The sequence below is a fragment of the Flavobacteriales bacterium genome, assembly GCA_021296215.1.
In the GTDB taxonomy this organism is placed as follows: domain Bacteria; phylum Bacteroidota; class Bacteroidia; order Flavobacteriales; family ECT2AJA-044; genus ECT2AJA-044.
Map to the genome: position 1 here is coordinate 20,867 of JAGWBA010000013.1, position 21,040 is coordinate 41,906.

Here is a 21,040-nt window from a genome sequence, read left to right on the forward strand (position 1 = left end):
ACCATGCTGAACGAACTGGCCCCTGAAGATCTGCTCCGGATGCTGGAACGGAACGAAAAGGTGCATCTCATCGATATCCGTGAAGATTACGAATTCGAAGACGGGCACCTCCCCTGCATACATATGCCCATGGAAACTGTTTTTGAGCGAGCCGATGAGCTTCCTCGCGACATTCCAGTAGTGATCTACTGCCAGTCGAGCAAGCGCAGCAGCGCAATGGCTTATATGCTCAATCGCGAAAAGGGGCTTCAAAACGTATTTTCGGTACGCGGCGGCTACAAAGCCATTGCTGAACTAGCGAGCTAATGCGCACTACCAAAGATTATATCTTTCTCACGCTCAAAGGATTAGGTATGGGTGCGGCCGATGTAGTTCCCGGCGTATCGGGCGGAACAATTGCCTTTATTTCGGGCATCTACGAAGAGCTCATCAACACGTTGAAATCCATTGACCTCAATGCCGTGAAACTGCTATTCAAGGGCAAGATCAAGGATTTCTGGAAGGCTATAAACGGCAGTTTTCTGGCGGCTGTTTTCGCCGGAATCGCCATAAGCGTGCTTAGTTTGGCCCGAGTGCTGGGCTATTTACTTGAGAATCACCCGGTCCTGATCTGGTCCTTTTTTTTCGGGCTTATCCTCTCCTCTGCCCAGCCGGTCGGAAGAAAGATCCAAAACTGGAATGCCCCAGTATATATCGCTACACTTGTAGGGGCGGCGATCGCCTTCTACATTACCGTGGCCACACCGGCTACCACACCAACCGCACTTTGGTTCGTGTTCGTCAGCGGTGCCATCGCCATCTGCGCCATGATACTCCCGGGCATCAGCGGGAGCTTCATACTTCTGCTTTTGGGCCAGTATCGTTTCATTCTCGACAGCATTAGCGCCCTACGGGCAGATGTGTTGGCTGCGTTTTTGGCGGGCTGCGCGGTCGGACTCCTAAGTTTTTCGCGATTGCTGAGCTGGATGTTCGCGCGGTATCACGATTTAACGGTAGCCTTGCTCACCGGTTTCATGATCGGTTCGCTCAACAAAGTTTGGCCGTGGAAAAACGTGCTTTCATACCGAACCAATAGCCATGGTGAAGAGGTCCCTTTCTTGGAAGAAAGTGTTTTACCCAATAGTTTCGATGGCGACCCTCAACCGGTGGTTGCTGTTGCCTTAGTTGTCGTCGGATTCGCCCTGATTTACTACCTTGACCGCCTTTCCACGAGGAAATCGGCGGCCTAATGAAAGACCTCAGATCTTTTCTGATCGTAGTACTGAAAGCTACCCTCATGGGTACGGGAAACATCATTCCCGGCGTCTCGGGAGGTACCATTGCACTAGTCGTCGATATTTATGAGGAGCTCATCGACTCGCTTCGCCGTCTCGACCTCAAAGCCCTTAAATTATTGTTGCAAGGTCGACTTAGTGAATTCAACCTCTACGTCAACGGCAGGTTCTTGCTTGCGATCATTATCGGAATCGTATTGAGCGTTTTGGTCATCGCTCAGATTTTTGATTACCTTTTTGAACATTATCCGGTATTTATTTGGTCGCTGTTCTTCGGGCTAATTTTAGGTTCGGTGTATTTTATTGGACAACGGGTCGAAAAATGGGATCTCAGGTCGAAGCTTTGGTTGGTCATAGGAACCGTCGTGAGTATTAGTCTTGCTTTTTTACCCCAAGCCCAGGAAAATGATGCTTGGTGGTATGTGTTGATCTGCGGAGCTGTGAGTATAAGTGGCATGACACTCCCCGGGATCTCCGGGTCGTTCTTGCTGATTCTCATGGGAAACTACGAGCTGTTGCTTATTCGAAGCGTCACCAGTTTTGACCTTCCGATGCTGAGCCTGTTCATTGGCGGAAGCATTATGGGGTTGATCGGTTTATCGAACCTACTGGCCTGGGTGTTGCAGCGCTTTCACGACCAAACCATGGCCCTCTTGACCGGATTCGTATTGGGTTCGCTATTGATCATTTGGCCCTGGCAACGCCCCGTTCGCACCGCTTTGGATGCCAATGGACGAGAGATCGTTTTGCTGTACCAGCGCTACTGGCCGGATCTGTCAATAGCGCATACTTGGGTAGCCATGGGAATCATGTTCCTCGGATTGGCATTGATCTTTGGATTGGAATTCTACGCTAAAAGGCAACACTCATGAGGAGGCTTGGGCTTATTGGTCATCCGTTGACGCACAGCTTTTCGCCGAGGTATTTCGAAGAAAAATGGTTTCGCGAAGGAGTCCATGGATATCGGTATGATCTTTTCGACGTTGAGGAGTTTCCCGCCTCGTTGGCTGATTGGTGGCAGGACCAAGAGGGGCTTATTGGGGTCAATGTCACCATCCCGTATAAGATCGAGGTACTCAAGGAAATCGAGAAATCTCGGCAAAGCGAGCACGTTCGGGTTATTGGCGCGGCGAACACCTTGGTCATGGATCCGACCGATGGCGAATTGAGGGCCGAGAATACGGACTGGCGTGGGTTCTTGGACGTATTGGATCAGGAGCAGGTTCTCGCCACGGGGCGACCGGCATTAATCCTGGGTAATGGTGGAGCTGCAAGGGCGATTCGCTATGCCTTGGAGCGGATCGGTGTTGATTTCGGAGTTGTGCATCGGGCCGCAGGCCCAGATACCATTGAGTATTCAGCGTTAAAGAGGCAAATGGAAAGTTACGGTTTGATCGTGAATACGACACCATTGGGGACCTACCCGAACGACGATCAATATCCTCCGATTCCCTACGATGAGATCGACGAAGAACACTATTATTTTGACTTGGTTTACAGACCCGAGAATACCGTTGCGATGAAGATGTGTGCCTTGGGCGGAGCGTTCGTTCAGAACGGTTATGGAATGCTTGCGGCGCAGGCTGAATACGCGTGGGAATTCTGGCGTGAATACTACCGATAGATTCGTTAAATTTGCACTCCTTTGCTCGAAAATTAGGGCATTTCAGAAGAAATTGAAGTGATGACGGAAGACAAGAAAAATATTCCTTCGGAGGAGAATTCTGAGGATAAATCTCAGAAGGAGGTATCTGCGGAGGAAGTTGCTGAAGCTGCGCTTCAGCAGGATGTGGAGTCCAAGGAAGAATCTGCTCAAGAGGCCGAAACTGAAGTTTTTGCCTCGGAGGAGGTTGCTGAGGACCAGCCACAAGAGGAAGTTTCTGTGAAGGAGGTTTCTACGGAGGTCGTTGCTGAGGACAAGCCACAGCAAGACGAAGACATTCCTGCGAAGGATGTTTCTGAGGACAATCCTGAGAAGGACATTGCAGCGCAGGACGTTGCTGAAGCAGAGCTTCAGCAGGATGTGGAAACTCAGGAAGGTTCGACTGCTGAGGTAGAATCTGAGGCTCGCTCAGAGGCTGATACGGAAGATAAAATTGAAAGCGAAGATAAGGCTGTCGCTGATGCTGATTCAGGTGGCGATACCGAAGCTGATACTAAGGCTAATGCTAAGTCAAAGGCTAAAGCTCAAACAGAATCAGACCACGACATCGTAGCCGGAGAGGAAGATGAGGATCACGAAGATGAGGACGAGGATCACGAGGAAGAGGACGAGGATCACGAGGAAGAGGACGACGAGCACCACGAGGGTGCCGTGGAGGTGCCTGATTTAGAGCCTCTTTCATTAGAAGAGCTTTATTCGCTTACCAAAGAATTGATGCAGGAGCATCCTGTGCAACGAATCAAAGAGCACGTAGATCAGATCAAGCACCATTTCTTTACGAAGGCCAAAGCGGAGCGACTAGAGAAACTCGAAGCGTTCGTAGCCGATGGCGGAAAGGAAGAGGACTTTGAATTGGAGCAGCCCATTCGCGAGACTTTTAAGCAGCTGGTCGACACCTACCGCAAGGAGCGCCAAGCGTATATGAAGGATCTCGAGAAGCGTTTAAACGAGAATTTAGTCGCTCGTGAACAGGTGATCGAAGAGATCAAAAACCTGTTACAAAGTGAGGAGAAATTTTCTGAGACCTTCCAGCATTTTCGTGAGCTACAAGAAAAATGGCGAAGTATTGGGCCGGTACCCAGAGCCCAGAATAGTGAGATTTGGCGTACCTATCACCACCATGTAGAGAATTTCTACGATTACTTGCGTTTGAATGAAGAGCTGCGAGATCTGGACTTTAAGAAGAACTTGGAGCACAAGAAGCAATTGATCGCTCGAGCCAAGGAGCTCGTAGCCATGGAAAACGTCCACGAGGCGTTCAAAAAGCTACAAAAGCTCCACAAGGAATGGAAGGAACAAGGTGGACCGGTTGCTAAAGAACATCGCGACACCACTTGGGATGAGTTCAGTGAGCTTACGAAGCAGATACACGACAAGCGACACGCTCATTACGACGAGCTACAAGAGCACTGGGAAGAGAACTTAAAGTTGCGCGAAAAGATCTGTGAAAAGATCGAGGAGGCGTCAAGAGCCGAATTGAAATCGCACGGCAAATGGCAAGCGAAGATCAAAGAAGTTCGAGCATACGCCGAAGCTTTTAGAGCGGCGGGACGAGTTCCTAAAGGTAAGAGCTCGGAGATCTGGAATCGTTTCCGCGAAGCCCTTCGCTTGTTCAACCACGCAAAGAATGAGTTCTATAAAGAGCTGAAAGACAAGTACAAAGGCAATTTAGAAGATCGTAAAAAGCTCATCGATGCCGCTGAGGCCATCAAGGACAGCGACGACTGGAAAGGTACCGCCGAAAAGCTAAAGCGCTTGCAGCGCGATTGGAAGAAGATCGGTCCTGTCGCACATGCGGACAATCAAAAGACGTGGAGGCGGTTCCACGATGCTTGCGACCATTTCTTTACGAAGCGCAAAGAACACTTTGCCGAACAGGATAAAGAATACGAGGACAACTACGCAGCCAAAGAGAAGCTCATATCGGAGTTAGAAGCTTATGAGCCGGGGGCAAACGCCGGTGAAGCTGTAGCTAAACTCAAGGAGTTCATGGCCCAATGGCGCGAGATCGGTTTTGTACCGCGAAGTAAAATGGGGATCGATAAGAACTGGAAACAGTTGGTGGACATGAAATTCGACCAGTTAAAACTCAGTGGTAAGGAAAAGAGTTCGGCTCGCTTCAAGAACAAGATCGAGATCCTCGCCGCTAAAGGTGGTCGCGACCTCAATCGCGAGAAAAGCCAACTTAAGCGCGACCTAAATTCGGCTCAAGACGAATTGCGAACTCTGGAAGCCAATATTCAAATGCTTTCTCCAACGGGCAACAAGGACAATCCATTGGTGGCTCAGGTTGAGAAAAGCATTGCAGCACAGAAAGATAAGATCCAGAAGCTTAAAGATAAGATGAAGCTCATTCGAGAAGTTGAAAAGAGCGAAGGCTCCAAGTAAGTATGGAATTTAAGCTCGCATCGGATTATAAACCAACAGGAGATCAACCCCAGGCCATTAAAGAGCTGAGTGAAGGCCTTCGTCGGGGAGACAAGAATCAAGTCTTGTTGGGAGTTACCGGTTCGGGTAAGACATTTACCGTTGCCAACGTAATTCAAGAGGTTCAACGCCCTACTCTAGTGCTCAGCCATAACAAAACCTTGGCGGCACAGCTGTATGGGGAATTCAAGCAGTTCTTCCCAAACAATGCGGTAGAGTATTTCGTCAGCTATTATGACTACTATCAGCCGGAAGCATACATACCGGTTTCAGGAACGTACATCGAAAAGGACCTCAGCATCAACGATGAGATCGAAAAGCTGCGTTTGAGTGCCACCTCTTCCCTGCTTTCGGGCCGCAAGGACATTATTGTCGTTGCATCGGTCAGTTGTATCTACGGAATTGGGAACCCGGAGGAATTCAGTAAGAACGTGATCGAAATTGCCCGGGGCATGGTAATCCCGCGTAATAAATTCCTTCACCAACTCGTAGGAAGTCTCTACGCTCGCACGGAGGCGGAATTCCATCGAGGTAATTTCCGGGTCAAAGGCGATACCGTTGATGTTTTCCCGGCCTATGCCGATACGGCATTTCGCATTCATTTCTGGGGTGATGAGATCGAAGAGATCGAAACTTTTGATCCGTACACCAATGCACGTTTAGAGAAGTTTGATCGGGTCACTATTTATCCCGCCAATATTTTTGTTACCTCGAAAGGAAATCTACAGCGAGCGATTCACGATATCCAAGATGATTTGGTCTCTCGTGTTCAATTCTTCAAAGACGTAGGGCGCCCTCTTGAGGCCAAGCGACTCGAAGAGCGGACGAATTTCGACTTGGAAATGATCAGAGAGCTCGGTTATTGTAGTGGAATTGAAAACTACTCGCGCTACCTGGATGGTCGCGAACCGGGAACTCGCCCCTTCTGCTTGCTCGATTACTTCCCTGAAGACTTTTTAATGGTGATCGACGAAAGTCACGTTACCGTGTCTCAGATATCGGCGATGTACGGCGGAGATCGCTCACGAAAAGAAAACCTTGTGGAATACGGCTTCAGGTTACCTGCAGCTATGGACAACCGCCCCTTGAAATTCGAAGAGTTCAAGGAGTTGACCGATCAAACTCTTTTTGTTTCTGCTACTCCTGCCGACTATGAATTGGAACAATCAGGAGGTGTGGTCGTCGAACAGGTCATACGCCCTACGGGTCTACTAGATCCGAAGATCGACGTTAGGCCCAGCGAAAATCAAATCGACGACCTACTGGAGGAGATTCGGCAACGGGTCGAAAAAGAGGAAAGAGTACTGGTTACCACCTTAACCAAGCGTATGGCTGAAGAGCTGACCAAGTACCTCACGCGTTACGATGTGCGCACTCGTTACATTCACAGCGATGTAGATACGCTCAAGCGGGTCGAGATCATGCGTGATCTAAGGCTCGGTGTATTTGACGTACTCGTTGGCGTGAACCTTCTTCGCGAGGGATTGGATCTACCCGAGGTATCCCTGGTTGCAATACTGGACGCGGATAAAGAAGGTTTTCTAAGGTCTGAGCGGTCCCTGACTCAAACTGCAGGACGAGCGGCCAGGAATATCAATGGACTTGTGATCATGTACGCCGATAAGATCACGAAAAGTATGCAGCGCACGATCGACGAGACGAATAGGAGGCGTGCAAAGCAGATGGCGTACAACGAGGAGCACAACATCACTCCCACTCCGCTTAAGAAATCCAAAGAACAGATTCTCGGTCAAACTTCGGTTAGCAGGTATTCGAACAGAATAGAGGAAAGCGAGATTCCCAAGGCTGCCGCTGATCCCGTGATTCGGTTCATGAACAAAGAGCAACTGCAAAAGTCCATCATCCACAGTCGAAAGGAAATGGAAAAGGCGGCTAAAGAGCTGGACTTCATAGCGGCTGCAAAATACCGTGATGAGCTTCAAGACCTCGAGCGCTTGCTGGCCGAAAAGAACGACTGATGTCCTTTGGTGATTTCTTGTACTTCCTTACCGCAAGCGTTTTACTTACGCTCTCTCCCGGACCGGATTTGATCTTTGTCATTACACAAAGTGTGAGCCGCCACTGGAAAGCCGGTGTTGCAACCGCATTGGGTTTATGCTCGGGATTGATCGTTCACACTTCCGTAGTGGCCCTGGGAGCGGCCGTTTTTCTCAAGTCGAATCCTCTGTTGTTCAGCCTCGTCGAATACGCAGGAGCCGCTTACTTGCTATATCTCGCCTGGATCGTCTTTCGATCCAACGAGCAAATCACTCTTGGCAAGGCCAATATTGCGGATCTCAGAGGACTGTACAAAAAAGGGGTTACCATGAATCTGTTAAATCCGAAGGTGACCCTGTTCTTTCTGGCCTTTTTACCACAGTTCATTCCCAATGACACAAGCACTGTTTCACCCGCCCTCTACGCCCTTTTTCTCGGAGGAATTTTCTTGGCACAGGCACTGGTCATTTTTTCGATGGCTTCATTCATTGTAGGTAATCTGGCTGCACGCTTTTGGGAGAGTTCGTGGTATGCACCAACGATGAAATGGGGTCAAATCATAGTTTTCGTTTCCATCGCGTTGCATTTGGTGATCACTTAACAATTCGTTGGGATAATCGCTCAATTGAATTTGTACCTTCAGCGCAATGAATAAGCCCCCGATTCCAGTAAACGAAATAGAACGTCTAGACTCTATAGAGCGTCTGGCGATCATGGATACTTCCCCGGAACAGGAGTACGACGACATCGTGCAGCTCGCTTCTTTGCTTGCTGGAACCCCCATTTCTTTGATCAGCCTTGTCGATGCCGACCGTCAATGGTTCAAAGCGAAAGTCGGAGTTGATGAGTCGGAAACGGATCGCGATATCGCCTTTTGTGCCCATGCGATCTTGAGTAGTGGCCCAATGATCATTGAAAACCTCATGGAGGATCGTCGATTCGTAGATAATCCCTTGGTGCTCAATGACCCGAATGTTCGTTTTTATGCGGGATTTCCGCTGATTACTTCGGAGGGTCATGCACTAGGTACCTTGTGTGTACTCGATAGGGAACCAAGAGCGTTGATCGAAACGCAGATCTTTGGGCTCAAAACACTGGCCGATCAAGTTCTGAGGAATTTTGAACTGCGACGCTCCGCAATAGAAATCAGAAAGAACGCCGAGTTGATCGGAAAACAGCGCGATGTGCTTTTGCGATCGTCCAAAATTCAAAAAAATTCTTGGGCACGGTTCAAAAAGACATTTAAGAACCATTGTCCGGATTAAAATCTCTGTTGCAACTCATACTGCGGGGCGAATTGACCCAGGGCGAGTTGGATGAGATCGGTCCGGAAGCCATGAACAAGATCCAACAGACCCAGGAAACCATTGATCACCTTCTTTATTGGGGAAATGTACAATCCGTTGCGCCTCCCACCCTCTCTGAAGTTCCTCTTAAGGGCATCGTGCAAGAACAGCTAGATAGACTCAGACCAGCCCGGCTCGAGCAAAAAGTGGAAATTGAAGTATCTATTGAAAAGGAGTTGTCGGTAAAGTCCGATCCGGAACGATTGAGATTCGTATTGAAAAATTTGTTGGGAAGATCCCTTCAACACACTCAGGAGCGGAAGATTTCGATCGTGTCGTCCGTAGTGGAGGATCGAGTCAATTTGTCGATTGAACATACGGGCTGCACAAAAACACATGTAGATCACCACCGGTCCGAAACGGAATTAGTAATGGATTTCATGACAGAAATGAAGGGCAAACTCGTCATCGAGGATAAAGAAGGCGCCACTTTGATTGCCCTTACTCTCCCTAGGTTCTCCGAGGTGGTTTTGGGTTAACCCTTTCACTTTTTTTTCGGACTTTTGACAGGCTATGTCCTTGTCAGACAACATGAAACTATTCCCTATCATAGGGCTGGTACTCTGGTGCTCCCCTTCTTTTGCTCAGGAATCGAATGAGGTGCGCAAGAATGCCGAGGCCGATCGAATCGAAGCACTCATAGTGGAAAGCGAGGAATTCTGGTATCAGAATACCGATTCTGCTATCTACTATGCAGGGAAAGCCATTGAACTCCTGCAAGAGTACAATGACTCCGTCTTACTCGGTTGGGCAGAGATCAGCATGAGTACCGCGTACTACTACAAGGGCGTGCTCGATTCGGCTCTGATGCATGGGCAAAAGGCCATGTCCATTTACGAAAAGGTGGGCGACGAATACGATATTTCGGACGCACACAACAATATTGCCAACGTTTTGGGTGACATGGGAATGATCGAATCCGCGATTGTCCACTACTACGAAGGCCTGCGCGTTTTTGAAAATTGGGAGCGGTCCGAAGATTACTCCCATTACATCTATAACAACCTCGCCACGGTGTTTATGGATGTAGAAGACTACCCACGTGCTCTGGAACATCTGAACCGATCACTGGAAATGGCGATCGCATTTGAAGACACCGGGCTGATCGCTCTTTCACTGAGTAATATGGCCTCGACCTATCTCGAATTGAAGGATTTGGAAAAAGCCGAAGAAATGATCGATCGAGTGATCGAGATCGCCAGGTCATTTCCCGACGGAAAAACGGACTTGGCCTTTGGCATTGGGCTGTGCGCCGACCTTTACGCCGAAAGAAAGGAATGGGAAGAGTCGATCGAAGCGAATTACGAAAGCCGTCGTCTTTTTGCCGAGACCGTGAGTTTGTCCGATGTGGCCATTGCCGACATCGGAATCGCGGAGGCATACACTGAACTGGGGCAGGCTGATAAAGCCCTTCAAATCACGGAGCGCCTCCTCTCGTTACCCGAGGTCATCGAAAATCCCGTAACTCTGTTCGACGCATTGAACCAACACTCCAAAGCCGCGGAAACGCTTGGGCTGCACGAACTCGCATACGCATCGGCCCGCAGGGCCATCGAAATAGACGACACGCTCAGATCGCGCGAAGCCATGACCCAGGTGCGGTACATGGAAATGAGGGAGTTACAGCGCGAGAACAACAACTTGCTCGATATCACCTCGATCCAGCGCGAAATGAACGAAAGCACCCAGGAACGGATCGCACTTCAACGCTACCTCATCATTGGAGCCATCGTGCTCATTCTCGTAACCCTTGCATTCCTGTATTTCCTCTTCAAGAACGATCAACGCAGAAAGGCATCGGAGATCGAACTGCGAGAGCTCAATCGCAGTAAGGACCAACTGCTCAGTATTATCGGGCACGACTTACGAGGGCCTATGGGCGGACTCGAAACGCTACTCGAAATGATGAATCGGGGCGATCTGAGTCAAGAAGAGATCAAAGCCATAGCTCCATCGGCCATTGAAAACCTTTCCCAAGCACGCAATCTCCTCGAAGACCTCTTGCAGTGGGGTGTCCACCAATTGAACAGTCGATCCGTAGATTTCACCACCATCCATGTGAAAGCCTTGGTGGAAGACGTTTTCCATTCGCTTAACATGTTGGCTGAAAACAAAGGAAATCGCTTGGTAAATGACGTTCCGACCGAACTCCTTGTTCGAAGCGATCGGAATATCCAGAGCTTCATTCTCCGGAACCTGCTACAAAACAGCATCAAATTCACCCATAACGGCACTATTCGCGTGCGCGGGATCGACTCGGGCCGCGTTTCGATCTTCGTCGAGGACGAAGGCGTGGGAATGTCCGATGCAGAAGTCGATCGCATCCTTCGCGGTGAAGTATTCTCCGGTCACGGGATCCATGGCGAAACCGGGACTGGCCTCGGTATGAGTCTCGTTCGGGAATTCACGAACGCCCTCGGCGGCGAACTCGATATCCGCTCCGAAAAGGACCGCGGAACCTCCACCGAACTGCGCTTTAAACGCTAAGCATAATCCCTTTCTATGCGTTTTGTCCTTGTTTCCCTATTCTCTATTTGTATTTTCTGTGCCTGCGGCACGATGGAGCCCTCTCGCGATCAAGTCGACCTCATCGTATACGGAGGAACCATCTACACCTGCGACACGGCCTTCGGCACCGCAGAAGCCATGGTTATTGACAATGGACTCGTAGTCGCTACAGGCACGGTCAAAGAGCTCTTTGGATCGTATAACGCTGAGGATTCGCTCGATCTGGACGGAAAGGCATGCTACCCCGGACTCATTGACGCCCATGCCCACTTCAGAAACTACGCTCGTCAAAAACTACGGGTCGATCTTACAGGTACCAAATCTTGGGACGAATGCCTCGAACGCGTTCGATCATTCGCTACACGCGTAACTGAAGGGCCCATCCTCGGACGCGGCTGGGATCAAAACGACTGGGACACCAAGGAATATCCGACCAACGAAGAGCTGAATGCCCTGTTTCCAAATCGCCCGTTGGCATTAACGCGTATCGATGGGCACGCGCTCGTCGCTAACGATGTAGCCCTGGCCATCGCCAAGTTCAATGAAACCACACATATCCCCGGTGGTGAATTGCCCACTCTGGATGGAAAACTTACCGGCGTTTGTATCGACAAGGCCGAGGACAGCCTGCGAAGGAGTTTGCCCGAAGAATCAAAAGACCAGCTCGCCAAGGCCATGATCGAGGCGCAGGGCGATTTGTTTGCGGTCGGACTCACAGGCCTAATCGATGCCGGCCTTCCAATGGAAACCATCTATTTCATCGACAGCCTTCAGCAGATCGGCTCGCTTTCATTCCCACTACAGATTTGGGCACAAGCCGAGAACCGGGAGCTCGATCACTTTATAGAGCACGGGGTGTACGAAACCGACTTGCTCACTGTACGCGGATTCAAGGTCTACTGCGATGGTGCATTGGGATCGCGCGGTGCGTACCTCAAGGAGCCCTATCACGATCGGCATGATTGGCGCGGATTGTTGGTTACCGATAGTGCTCGGCTGTTCGAGATCGCTCAACGCATTGCCGATAGCGATTTCCAGTTGAACACTCATGCCATTGGCGACAGTGGTAATGCTTTGGTATTATCGGCCTATGCATCTGTTTTGGATCCGAAGAATGATCGCCGCTGGCGTATAGAGCACGCGCAGGTCGTGACGCCGACCGACTACCCCTCCTTTAAGGAGTATATTGTAATCCCAAGCGTTCAGCCCACGCACGCGACGTCTGACATGTACTGGGCCGAAGACCGCTTAGGTCCGGAGCGAATTGCTCATGCGTACGCCTACAGTGATTTGCTCGACTTGCACGGTTGGATGCCACTGGGAACGGATTTTCCCGTTGAGCGTATCGATCCGAAATGGACCTTTTACGCTGCCGTATTCCGGCAGGATGTCGATGGGTTTCCAGCAGGAGGATTCAACGGGGAGAATCGACTATCGCGCCGCGAGGCGCTACTCGGCATGACCCTTTGGGCCGCGAAGTCGGGTTTTTGGGAAGGTTCGCGCGGAAGTTTGGAGGCCGGAAAACGGGCCGATTTCGTTGTGCCTTCCGTGGACTGGATGGAAGCTGAAGCGACGCAAATCGCCGACAGTCAGATAGAGTTAACGTATTTAATCGGAAAACGCGTCCATTAATTCTTATATTAGAAGCGGTCGTGAAACATTAGGGCACGAAAGCGCTCAGGCCTCAAGTGGTTTTTAGGTTGCCGCTTTTGGCTCTAGGTGGCACGGCTGGTCTCGTTTGTTCGGGGCCGGCTTTTTTAACCAACCAAGAATTATGACGCCTCGCTCGCTATATTGGATGCTCCTTTCAGGGGCTCTTTTGTTTTTTGTCCAGTGTAAAAAAGACCCTGTGGACAACTCGCCCGTGGGCGACAACTTCCAATCGATCGACTCCGAACCCCAGCGCAATGGGGATCCGGCCGCAGGCCGAGATTACCTCATTAATGGCGACTACATTAGCTCGGGAATTCCGTACGATCTGTTCACCGCGGCGATGGGCACCGACCCGGAAAACGTGCTGAATCGGTCGGGCGACAATGCCGTTATTTCACCCGCATTCACGGCCATAGATCACGCTAATGGAGCCCGTGTGGCAGCTCCGAATTGTTTGCAATGCCACGGTCAAAAACTGATGGGACAGTACATTATTGGGTTGGGTAATTCATTTGGAGATTTCACGAACAACGGGGCCTCTGCCCTGCCATTGCTCGATGCTGGAATTGCGGCGATCTACGGTGCCGGAAGCGATGAAGCCGAGGCCTTTGCGCGCTTTCGCCGCGGAACGGCCATTACCGGTCCGAGGATCATCACCGAGGTCATTGGTGTGAATCCGGCCGATAAACTCACCCAAGTCCTCGTTGCCCACCGCGATGCCCGGGATCTCAGTTGGATCGATGACGCTCAATTCGCCTACGACGACGTGGTAGTTCCAACCGATGTACCGGCCTAGTGGCTGATGTCGAAAAGGAACGCGGGATTCTACACGGGGAGCGGTCGCGGGGAACATTCCAAGATCTCTTCGGCAGCTGCCTTGCTGACCATGACCGATAGTTCCGAAGCGCGCGCCATCGACGCACATGCACCCGATCTCATGGCTTACATCAAAAGCATTAAGCCTCCGATTTTCCCGGAGACGGTGGAGCCCGCCTTGGTTGAACAGGGTAAAATGATCTTCGAAAACACTTGCCAACGCTGCCACGGAAGCTACGGCGACCAGGCCAGCTACCCGAATTACCTGATTCCCGTGAGCGAAGTGGGCACCGACCCCCTACCGGCCAATGCGCACTTTGCTTTGAACGAATTCGAAAGTTGGTACAACGGAAGTTGGTATGGGGTTTCTGCACCTACGGCGCGATTCGCGACTGAAGGGGGCTACCTGCCCCTCCGTTAGATGGAGTTTGGGCCACCGCACCCTACTTGCACAACGGGAGTGTGCCTAATTTGTGGACACTGCTGAAGAGTGGCGCACGACCACAGTTCTGGCGAAGGACCATGGACCACAGTGATTACGATCTCGGACTAGTGGGTTGGAATTTCACCGAAGAAACGAGTGCCGTCGATAAGCAGACCTACGACACTACACTTCCCGGTTACAGCAACCAGGGGTACTATTTTGGCGATACCCTCAGCGATGCCGAAAGGACGGCCTTGATCGAGTACCTGAAGACCCTATGATTTCTTACTCGGCGTGTAGTGGTATGTGATTCGCATTCCACCCTGCTGAGGTTTGGCTTTGTTTTCCCCTGTGGAAATGGGCTTCGCTTTAGGCGCTGGCGGATTAAACCCAACGTTGAACTGCTTGTGATAGGTCACTCTAATATCCCGATTCTCAGGAACTAAGAATCTGAGCAACTTGACGACGCGCTGAGCCTCTTGATCGAATTCCGGTCCGAGTCCGGCAACGACCTTGGTCCCGACTACCTTTCCGGATTTGTCGATATCGGCTTTCACCCGCACGACCCCTTTGATTTGATCCGGAATACGCGACACGGGATACTTTAATCGGCTCTTAATGAATCCCGATAAGGCTTTGGTTCCTCCGGGGTATTCGGGTTGTCGAATGGACCGATGTTTGTGTTGCTTCACACGGCAAAGGTACTTTTTCGCCGTTAGAAGATTATATTCACCGTATCATGAAATCGATCCTTATTGCTTTTTTACTGTTCCCCTCGGCCCTCTTGGCTCAAGGGTCCGATTGGCTATTACTGCTGCCCAAGTGGGAAGTTGGCGAAGAGCGACGGCTGACGATCACGTATAAAGAACGAATCACGAGGAACGATTCGGTGATCAGCGAACGGCTCGATAGCACTAATGACTTCATTGAGGTATTGACGGCATCAAGCAACGGATTCACGCTGAAATGGCTTGCTCAGCGTTTTAGGGTCGACGTCTTTACAGACGTACCGGAACTACAGTATGCCGTGGATCAGATATTGGCCCGAACCGACAGCCTCACCATGGAAGTGAAGGTTCATCCCGCGGGTCGACTCCGGGGATTGCGGAATTGGGATGAAGTCCAAAGCGTGTATTTCGCCATGTTCGACTACGTAGGCACGTCGCTCAAAAAGAGCGGGATCGAAATGTCCAACGAAGAAGTCGACCAGATGGTGGTTGAAATGAAGAATAGAGTTGATCAGCGGGTTCAAGTCGAAAAAACCGCTCTTCAGCCATACGAAACGCTTTTTAACGCCTTCAACATCGCCATGCATCGCGACTCCGTTAAACGTCAAGAAAAGGACATTCCCATCGATTTCGCAAACGAACCTGTTCCCGGGGAGCTCGTCACCCGAATCGTTGAATTAAACGACAGCATTGCCGTGCTGCAAACACAAACTACGATCTATCCCGAAACAGCCCTCAAAGCGATCAACGACTACCTGAAACTACGCGAAGCTATGGGCGAAGAGCCTCTGGAGCCCTTAGTTTCAGGGGTATTTTCGTTTGAAGAAACGAACACCTGCCGGTTCGAACGCATGTCAGGATGGTGGAAAGAGGTCACTTTTAAGGCGCATACACAGATCAACGAGACCTACATCGAACAGGTTGTGCGGTACACCTTTCGAGAATAGTCCCGTTTCGTATATTGCCGGCTCATAAATAACACTTATGAAGAAGATAATTCTACTCGGTTCGTTTATAGCATTTGGACTTAGCACTCAAGCGCAATTGACCCTCGGGCTTAAAGGGGGTTCGGCCCTAAGCGACTGGAATGCCTCCAGTGACACTTCTGAAATCGACATTATCAGCAAATACGGGAGAAACTTCGCCTTTGCCTTGGAGTATCAAGTAATCGAACGACTTTCTGTTCGGATCGAACCAGGTTGGAGCGGTCGAGGTGCTACGATCCATCAAGAAGGGTCTGCATGGATTGATGGAATTCAGTACGAGGGGTACTATCGCGAGGAATACGATATCAACTATTTCGATATTCCACTCATGGCTCAATTGAACCTCGGTGACGGGCCTCTACGACTGAGGTTCTTGGCAGGATACAACTTCAGCTATGCTACGGGCGGAGAAGTAAAGGAGATCTTCAACATCGACCCTCCTATTGCGGGAGTTTCAAATTTGGAGAACACGGAGAACCTGAACTTCGAAGATCGCGACTGGAACACCAGAGATAACGCGGTAATCATTGGTGGTGGACTCAACTTCTTCTTTGGTCGACACGTGGGACTGAGGCTCGATGCCCGCTATTTTATTGGGCAGAGCGATCTGTTTCTGGACGAGGTGCGCGAGGCGTATAACCGTACATGGATGTTGAACATCGGTCTCGAGTACCGCTTCGAATTCTATTGAGATGACCATACAACAGCTTGAATACATCATGGCGCTCGATACGCACAGAAGTTTCGTTCGCGCTGCCGAATCGTGTTATGTCACCCGGCCTACCCTTACCATGCAGATCAAAAAGCTCGAAGAAGAGTGGAGTATGCTCCTATTCGACAGGACCAAGAAGCCTATATAGAGCCAACGGAGTTCGGCAAGCGTATTGTCCAAAAGGCGCGCCAGGTGTTGCGCGAGATCCACCAGCTCAAAGACATTATCAAATCGGATAAGGAAACGATGGATGGAGAATTCCGCATTGGGGTAATACCAACCTTGGCTCCTTATGTGATGCCCCGTTTTCTCAAGCTATTCACAGGCCGACACCCCGAAGTGCGCTTAGTAGTTGAAGAACTACAGACCATGGAGATCATCGACCGACTCAAAGGCGATCAACTCGATATCGGACTACTCGTAACACCACTCGACGAACCCGAGATCAGAGAGATTTCGCTCTTCAACGAATCGTTCATGATCTATGCTTCTAACCTTCACCCCTTGTATGGGCAAGAAAGCGTAGACCCTGAAAAAATCCCCGATGAAGACCTGTGAATCCTCAATGAAGGTCATTGTTTTCGATCGTAGGTCCTCAACATCTGTAGACCGAAGAGCGAACAAATCGATCATCAAGGCTTCGCTTATGAAAGTGGAAGCATCGAAACCCTCAAACAACTGGTCGATCAAAATGGTGGCTTTACACTTATCCCGGAGCTCTCTGCACGAGAAGGTTCAAAACCCGAAAACATCATTCCATTTGAAGACCCTCAACCGGTTCGAGAAGTTAGTTTAGTGGTTCACCAAGGCTTTACAAAAGAGTTTCTTTTGGCGGCGCTTCGCGATGATTTTTTAGAGAGCGTACCCGCAAAAGTTCAGAAGAAAAGATCGTACATCAGAGTCAACTGGAAGTAGGCCAAAACAGGCGAATAAGGCTCAAAACATCACCGTGACAGATTGTCATATACTGTGTATATATATATGTTTTCCAGTTTTTTATATTCGATAATCTAAACATACGGTCGAATATCCTCTTTCACCTCACGCTCTAATCTCGACGAACCATTTTAGAACGAAATTCAGAAGGATTGACCTCGCGCTGTTAAGTAAAATTGTATTTTGAATACTTGGATCCGTTGAGTTTAGCTGACCTGTAATTTCACGATCGAACCTAGCCGGAATGGCCTCCTTCCCTTCTCTTAAAAAAACACCCACTCGGATACCGAGTGGGTGAAAAAAAGGGCGGCCAATAGTGGTCGTCCAAGTATTTTTTAATGCCTTATTCTGCCACTTCCATTTCGGTAGGAATATTGTCTTCACCGACGACCTCCTCCTCCGCTCCATAAACGAGGTCCATCTCATCGACCAAATGGCTGGCTCCGGCCAATTTATCAACAATGAACAACACGTAACGAATTATCCACCATGATATTTCGACAAATGCGTTCGTCGAAATTGTAGTCGCTCATGGTTCCCTCCCATACGCGATCGAAATTAAGCCCGATCAGCTCACCGCGGCCATTGATCGCCGGAGACCCGGAATTTCCGCCACTAGTGTGGTTGCTGGCTATAAAGCATACCGGCAATTCTCCATGTTCGTTGGCGTAATCGCCATATTCCTTTGACTCCTCCAGTTCGAGAAGTCTTTCCGGAAGGTCGAACTCGTAATCGCCGGCACATATTTTGACACCACTCCGCTAAGAGTAGTATAATGGTCATAGGTAATAGCGTCGCGAGGCGCAAAACCTTCGACCTTTCCATAACTCAATCTCAATGTACTGTTCGCATCCGGAAAGAAGCGATCGCGAGAAAACACCTCCATTTGAGCATTCATATACAAGCGATCCATGCTATCGAGTTGGGCTTTCACCGAGTTGTAGTTTGGCGCGAGGTTCGACCTGTAGAACTGATACATAGCAAGGGTCAAAGCAAATAATTCGTCCTTCTGAAGCTTTTTCAGAGCCTTCTTTGGGCTCATGGTCAAAGGTCATTAAATCGCTCCTCGCTCGTAAAGTACGAGTCGTTAAAAAGCTCCAGGGCCTTCTCGGCATTCCAGCCATTGAGCTCCGGAGCCCGCATTTCGCTGTTAACGTGATCGACGTAATACTGCATCATTTCTACGAAAAGCGTTCTTTCGAGCTCGTCGTTATAGTCTTTGAAATGGCCAGCAGCTTCTACGAGTGCACTGCTCATTTCCGCTTCAGCCCCTTCGGCTTGTAGTTTTTCTTCGAGGTCGCGTAAGCGATAGATGAAGTACGTGCTGCCCATCGCACGGAAACACGTTTCGAAATAATAGTCGCGCGCCATCACGGTTGGCGACCATTGACCATAGAGCATGTCGTAATTGGGCAACAAGGTTTTATAACGCGCATCGAACCTTCGATTAGTGGCCACAGCTTTCTGGAATTGCTCCTCCCGGACCCTCTTCTTTTCAATGGCCTTGGTGAATTCGATTCTCTGCCCAATACCGATCCATTTTTTCCAGCTGTTCGATAAGCCGGCTTGGGTACTTGCGTATTGAATCTTGATCTGCTCGTCGCCCTTCATTGCTTCGACCATAAGTTCAATGGCCTTTGTTCGCAATTCTATTTTGGCCGGATTCCACTGTCCAACCATAAGTTCGAGCTCCGTGGCCGGCATATATTCGTCCGTAGAGCCGGGAAATCCGAAAACCATGGTGAAATCACCCGCCTGAGTCCCGGCGAGAGAAACCGGTAAATAGTGTTGTGGCTTGTAAGGGACGTTCGATTCGGAGTAATCGGCCGGTGCACTATTCGCATCTGCATAGATTCTAAACATGGAGAAATCACCCGTATGGCGCGGCCACATCCAGTTGTCGGTATCGCGACCGTATTTTCCGATGCTCGATGGAGGCGCGCCAACTAAGCGGATATAGTTAAAGGTTTGAGTTAAGAAAACGAAATATTGATTTCCTGCATAAATAGGATCGAATCTCAGCGTCGAATTCTGTTTCGGCCTCGTACTTTTCGATAAGCGTATCCACGTTTTCCTTGATCTTATCGCCTCGTTGTTTTTCGGTCATATCGTCCGTTACCTCGTACAGGACCAATTTAGATACATCCTCGATCCGTTTGATGAACTCAACATACAAGCCATCGTTCGGCAATTCTTCGGAGTGATTCATCGCCCAGAACCCATCTCGTAAGTAGTTGTTCTCCAGAGAGGTATGACTCTGAATCGCTCCATATCCGCAATGGTGATTAGTCAGCACCAGTCCTTGCTTACTAATGACCTCCCCGGTACAGAAACCACCGAAATGGACGATAGCGTCTTTGAGGCTCCCTTGATTAACGCTGTAGACATCTTCAGCGGTGATGGTCATTCCCAAGTCCTGCATTTCCTGCTCATTCAACTTCTCGAGCAGCCATGGAATCCACATACCTTCTTTGGCGGACAAAGATGTCCATCCGCCCGCTAGGGCGAGAAAAACAATTAGAACAAACTTCTTCATTCGGTCAAATTTTAGGTGCTCAAGATACGCAACGAAAAAAATAAAACTGAGGGCTTTGGGGAGCGGAATGAACGGGGTAAATTTGGTTCTGAGCCCCTTGACGGGGACCATTAACATCAAACCCTTTAGAATGAAAAAATTGATCCTATCCCTGCTCATGCTCGCGGCAACGACCTTTGGCCGGGCGTAGAACGTGAATGACTATTTGGAAATGACCCGCGAGGTGTTGCAGGTCGAGAAAAAAGCCGCGATCGCTGAAGTAATGCAGTTGACCGAGGAGGAATCTGAAGTATTTTGGGCGTTGTACAACGAGTATCAGGCGGCGCAATACAAGATTCAGAACGAACGTATCGCCGTTATCCGTGATTTTGCGGAGAACTACGAAACCATGACCGATGAAAAAGCCGATGAGCTTTGGAACGGAATGGTTCAATACCAAATGGATTTATTGAAGCTGAAAAAGACCTGGTACGCAAATGTTCAAGAAGTCGCTTCCGACCGGTAAGGTAGTGACCTTCTTCCAGGCCGAGAACAAGATCGAAGCATTGGTCAACGCTCAGCTCGCTCTTGACATTCCGATGTTGGAGGTCGCTGACTAAGATAGTGTCAACTATATAGAGAAGCCCCGGGCTGGGCCGGGGCTTTTTATTTTCGTATTTTTGCGGCCTTTTTAGCGAACGAAAAGAAATCCCATGCGCAAACTCTTTCACAACTTTACCTTCGACCCTAAATCGGATATTTTATCCGGCCTGACCGTAGCCCTTGCATTGGTTCCAGAGGCCGTGGCTTTCGCTTTCGTGGCCGGAGTCGATCCCTTGGTTGGTCTTTACGGTGCCTTTATGATGGGTTTGATCACCAGTTTGTTCGGAGGTCGTCCGGGTATGATATCGGGTGCGGCTGGTGCCATGGCGGTGGTGATGGTTCACTTGATACAACAAGATTCCTATGTATAAACCGGGAGTGTTCACTAAAGTGTGTCATTGGTTAAAAATCTATCTTCAAAATAGTCACATAAATCCCTGCGGACATTAGA

Annotated in this window: 23 protein-coding genes and 2 pseudogenes; 21 read left to right on the top strand and 4 right to left on the bottom strand. The window is 49.7% G+C overall.

Going from position 1 to position 21,040, the window contains the following annotated elements:
* The first annotated feature begins 3 nt into the window (after positions 1–3).
* The 14 genes from J4F31_03735 to J4F31_03800 all read left to right on the top strand — a co-directional run bounded on the left by J4F31_03735 (position 4) and on the right by J4F31_03800 (position 14,390).
* Positions 4–306, top strand: a complete 303-nt coding sequence (locus J4F31_03735; protein ID MCE2495683.1) for a rhodanese-like domain-containing protein — start codon at positions 4–6, stop codon at positions 304–306.
* Entirely contained in the window at positions 306–1,229 is a 924-nt protein-coding gene (locus J4F31_03740; GenBank protein ID MCE2495684.1) for a DUF368 domain-containing protein, read from the top strand. Before J4F31_03735 ends, J4F31_03740 begins: the two co-directional genes overlap by 1 nt.
* Complete coding sequence (locus J4F31_03745) at positions 1,229–2,146, top strand: DUF368 domain-containing protein (GenBank protein MCE2495685.1); 918 nt, start codon at positions 1,229–1,231, stop codon at positions 2,144–2,146. Before J4F31_03740 ends, J4F31_03745 begins: the two co-directional genes overlap by 1 nt.
* Positions 2,143–2,898, top strand: coding sequence for a shikimate dehydrogenase (aroE, locus tag J4F31_03750; GenBank protein ID MCE2495686.1), 756 nt, complete (start codon positions 2,143–2,145; stop codon positions 2,896–2,898). The genes J4F31_03745 and aroE overlap by 4 nt, the downstream gene beginning before the upstream one ends.
* Before the next feature lie 60 nt (positions 2,899–2,958).
* Positions 2,959–5,325, top strand: a complete 2,367-nt coding sequence (locus tag J4F31_03755) for a DUF349 domain-containing protein (protein ID MCE2495687.1) — start codon at positions 2,959–2,961, stop codon at positions 5,323–5,325.
* A gap of 2 nt (positions 5,326–5,327) precedes the next feature.
* Complete coding sequence (gene uvrB, locus J4F31_03760) at positions 5,328–7,343, top strand: excinuclease ABC subunit UvrB (protein ID MCE2495688.1); 2,016 nt, start codon at positions 5,328–5,330, stop codon at positions 7,341–7,343.
* Positions 7,343–7,963 (top strand): LysE family translocator, encoded by a 621-nt coding sequence (locus J4F31_03765; GenBank protein ID MCE2495689.1) that lies wholly within the window; start codon positions 7,343–7,345, stop codon positions 7,961–7,963. The genes uvrB and J4F31_03765 overlap by 1 nt, the downstream gene beginning before the upstream one ends.
* A 46-nt stretch (positions 7,964–8,009) precedes the next feature.
* The gene (locus J4F31_03770) at positions 8,010–8,627 is read left to right on the top strand and encodes a GAF domain-containing protein (GenBank protein MCE2495690.1); all 618 of its coding nucleotides are present in this window, start codon (positions 8,010–8,012) and stop codon (positions 8,625–8,627) included.
* Between the two features lie 8 nt (positions 8,628–8,635).
* Positions 8,636–9,187 (top strand): HAMP domain-containing histidine kinase, encoded by a 552-nt coding sequence (locus J4F31_03775; GenBank protein ID MCE2495691.1) that lies wholly within the window; start codon positions 8,636–8,638, stop codon positions 9,185–9,187.
* 52 nt (positions 9,188–9,239) lie between these two features.
* Complete coding sequence (locus J4F31_03780; GenBank protein ID MCE2495692.1) at positions 9,240–11,195, top strand: tetratricopeptide repeat-containing sensor histidine kinase; 1,956 nt, start codon at positions 9,240–9,242, stop codon at positions 11,193–11,195.
* A gap of 15 nt (positions 11,196–11,210) precedes the next feature.
* On the top strand, positions 11,211–12,848 hold the full coding sequence (locus J4F31_03785) for an amidohydrolase (GenBank protein ID MCE2495693.1): 1,638 nt from the start codon (positions 11,211–11,213) through the stop codon (positions 12,846–12,848).
* Positions 12,849–13,065: 217 nt separating this feature from the next.
* Entirely contained in the window at positions 13,066–13,665 is a 600-nt protein-coding gene (locus J4F31_03790; protein MCE2495694.1) for a hypothetical protein, read from the top strand.
* 6 nt (positions 13,666–13,671) lie between these two features.
* Positions 13,672–14,106, top strand: coding sequence for a hypothetical protein (locus tag J4F31_03795; protein MCE2495695.1), 435 nt, complete (start codon positions 13,672–13,674; stop codon positions 14,104–14,106).
* 41 nt (positions 14,107–14,147) lie between these two features.
* Complete coding sequence (locus tag J4F31_03800; protein ID MCE2495696.1) at positions 14,148–14,390, top strand: hypothetical protein; 243 nt, start codon at positions 14,148–14,150, stop codon at positions 14,388–14,390.
* On the opposite strand, the gene J4F31_03805 is transcribed toward J4F31_03800, so the two are convergent.
* Positions 14,385–14,801, bottom strand: a complete 417-nt coding sequence (locus J4F31_03805) for a TonB family protein (GenBank protein MCE2495697.1) — start codon at positions 14,799–14,801, stop codon at positions 14,385–14,387. The genes J4F31_03800 and J4F31_03805 overlap by 6 nt on opposite strands.
* A 47-nt stretch (positions 14,802–14,848) precedes the next feature.
* Here J4F31_03805 and J4F31_03810 point away from each other — a divergent pair, with 47 nt between their 5' ends.
* From J4F31_03810 to J4F31_03830, 5 genes are read left to right on the top strand one after another with little or no spacing between them, the layout of a single operon-like run.
* Entirely contained in the window at positions 14,849–15,784 is a 936-nt protein-coding gene (locus J4F31_03810; protein ID MCE2495698.1) for a hypothetical protein, read from the top strand.
* A 37-nt stretch (positions 15,785–15,821) separates the two neighbouring features.
* Positions 15,822–16,514, top strand: coding sequence for a PorT family protein (locus J4F31_03815; GenBank protein ID MCE2495699.1), 693 nt, complete (start codon positions 15,822–15,824; stop codon positions 16,512–16,514).
* Position 16,515: 1 nt separating this feature from the next.
* Positions 16,516–16,683: a LysR family transcriptional regulator gene (locus J4F31_03820; protein ID MCE2495700.1), complete on the top strand. Its 168-nt coding sequence runs from the start codon at positions 16,516–16,518 to the stop codon at positions 16,681–16,683.
* Positions 16,641–17,093, top strand: coding sequence for a hypothetical protein (locus J4F31_03825; GenBank protein ID MCE2495701.1), 453 nt, complete (start codon positions 16,641–16,643; stop codon positions 17,091–17,093). Before J4F31_03820 ends, J4F31_03825 begins: the two co-directional genes overlap by 43 nt.
* Before the next feature lie 42 nt (positions 17,094–17,135).
* A complete protein-coding gene (locus J4F31_03830; GenBank protein ID MCE2495702.1) occupies positions 17,136–17,450 on the top strand; it encodes a hypothetical protein in 315 nt (104 codons plus the stop codon).
* Between the two features lie 364 nt (positions 17,451–17,814).
* On the opposite strand, the pseudogene J4F31_03835 reads toward J4F31_03830, so the two are convergent.
* The 3 genes and pseudogenes from J4F31_03835 to J4F31_03845 all read right to left on the bottom strand — a co-directional run bounded on the left by J4F31_03835 (position 17,815) and on the right by J4F31_03845 (position 20,007).
* A pseudogene (locus tag J4F31_03835) lies at positions 17,815–18,513 on the bottom strand (S46 family peptidase).
* 2 nt (positions 18,514–18,515) lie between these two features.
* Entirely contained in the window at positions 18,516–19,364 is an 849-nt protein-coding gene (locus J4F31_03840) for a S46 family peptidase (protein ID MCE2495703.1), read from the bottom strand.
* A 67-nt stretch (positions 19,365–19,431) separates the two neighbouring features.
* Entirely contained in the window at positions 19,432–20,007 is a 576-nt protein-coding gene (locus J4F31_03845; GenBank protein MCE2495704.1) for a S46 family peptidase, read from the bottom strand.
* 193 nt (positions 20,008–20,200) lie between these two features.
* Between J4F31_03845 and J4F31_03850 the strand changes: the two genes are divergently transcribed.
* Together J4F31_03850 and J4F31_03855 are read left to right on the top strand one after the other, a co-directional pair.
* Positions 20,201–20,512: a hypothetical protein gene (locus J4F31_03850; protein MCE2495705.1), complete on the top strand. Its 312-nt coding sequence runs from the start codon at positions 20,201–20,203 to the stop codon at positions 20,510–20,512.
* 187 nt (positions 20,513–20,699) lie between these two features.
* Positions 20,700–20,945: pseudogene (locus J4F31_03855) on the top strand (SulP family inorganic anion transporter).
* The last annotated feature ends 95 nt before the right edge of the window (positions 20,946–21,040 follow it).

Excerpts from the sequence above, each read along its gene's own strand:
- J4F31_03840 (MCE2495703.1), bottom strand. The coding sequence starts at position 19,364 with ATGTGGCCGCGCCATACGGGTGATTTCTCCATGTTTAGAATCTATGCA.
- J4F31_03845 (MCE2495704.1), bottom strand. The coding sequence starts at position 20,007 with ATGAAGAAGTTTGTTCTAATTGTTTTTCTCGCCCTAGCGGGCGGATGG.
- J4F31_03780 (MCE2495692.1), top strand. The coding sequence starts at position 9,240 with ATGAAACTATTCCCTATCATAGGGCTGGTACTCTGGTGCTCCCCTTCT.
- J4F31_03735 (MCE2495683.1), top strand. The coding sequence starts at position 4 with ATGCTGAACGAACTGGCCCCTGAAGATCTGCTCCGGATGCTGGAACGG.
- uvrB (MCE2495688.1), top strand. The coding sequence starts at position 5,328 with ATGGAATTTAAGCTCGCATCGGATTATAAACCAACAGGAGATCAACCC.
- J4F31_03815 (MCE2495699.1), top strand. The coding sequence starts at position 15,822 with ATGAAGAAGATAATTCTACTCGGTTCGTTTATAGCATTTGGACTTAGC.
- J4F31_03785 (MCE2495693.1), top strand. The coding sequence starts at position 11,211 with ATGCGTTTTGTCCTTGTTTCCCTATTCTCTATTTGTATTTTCTGTGCC.
- J4F31_03740 (MCE2495684.1), top strand. The coding sequence starts at position 306 with ATGCGCACTACCAAAGATTATATCTTTCTCACGCTCAAAGGATTAGGT.
- J4F31_03770 (MCE2495690.1), top strand. The coding sequence starts at position 8,010 with ATGAATAAGCCCCCGATTCCAGTAAACGAAATAGAACGTCTAGACTCT.
- J4F31_03795 (MCE2495695.1), top strand. The coding sequence starts at position 13,672 with ATGTCGAAAAGGAACGCGGGATTCTACACGGGGAGCGGTCGCGGGGAA.
- J4F31_03820 (MCE2495700.1), top strand. The coding sequence starts at position 16,516 with ATGACCATACAACAGCTTGAATACATCATGGCGCTCGATACGCACAGA.
- J4F31_03765 (MCE2495689.1), top strand. The coding sequence starts at position 7,343 with ATGTCCTTTGGTGATTTCTTGTACTTCCTTACCGCAAGCGTTTTACTT.
- aroE (MCE2495686.1), top strand. The coding sequence starts at position 2,143 with ATGAGGAGGCTTGGGCTTATTGGTCATCCGTTGACGCACAGCTTTTCG.
- J4F31_03755 (MCE2495687.1), top strand. The coding sequence starts at position 2,959 with ATGACGGAAGACAAGAAAAATATTCCTTCGGAGGAGAATTCTGAGGAT.
- J4F31_03810 (MCE2495698.1), top strand. The coding sequence starts at position 14,849 with ATGAAATCGATCCTTATTGCTTTTTTACTGTTCCCCTCGGCCCTCTTG.
- J4F31_03745 (MCE2495685.1), top strand. The coding sequence starts at position 1,229 with ATGAAAGACCTCAGATCTTTTCTGATCGTAGTACTGAAAGCTACCCTC.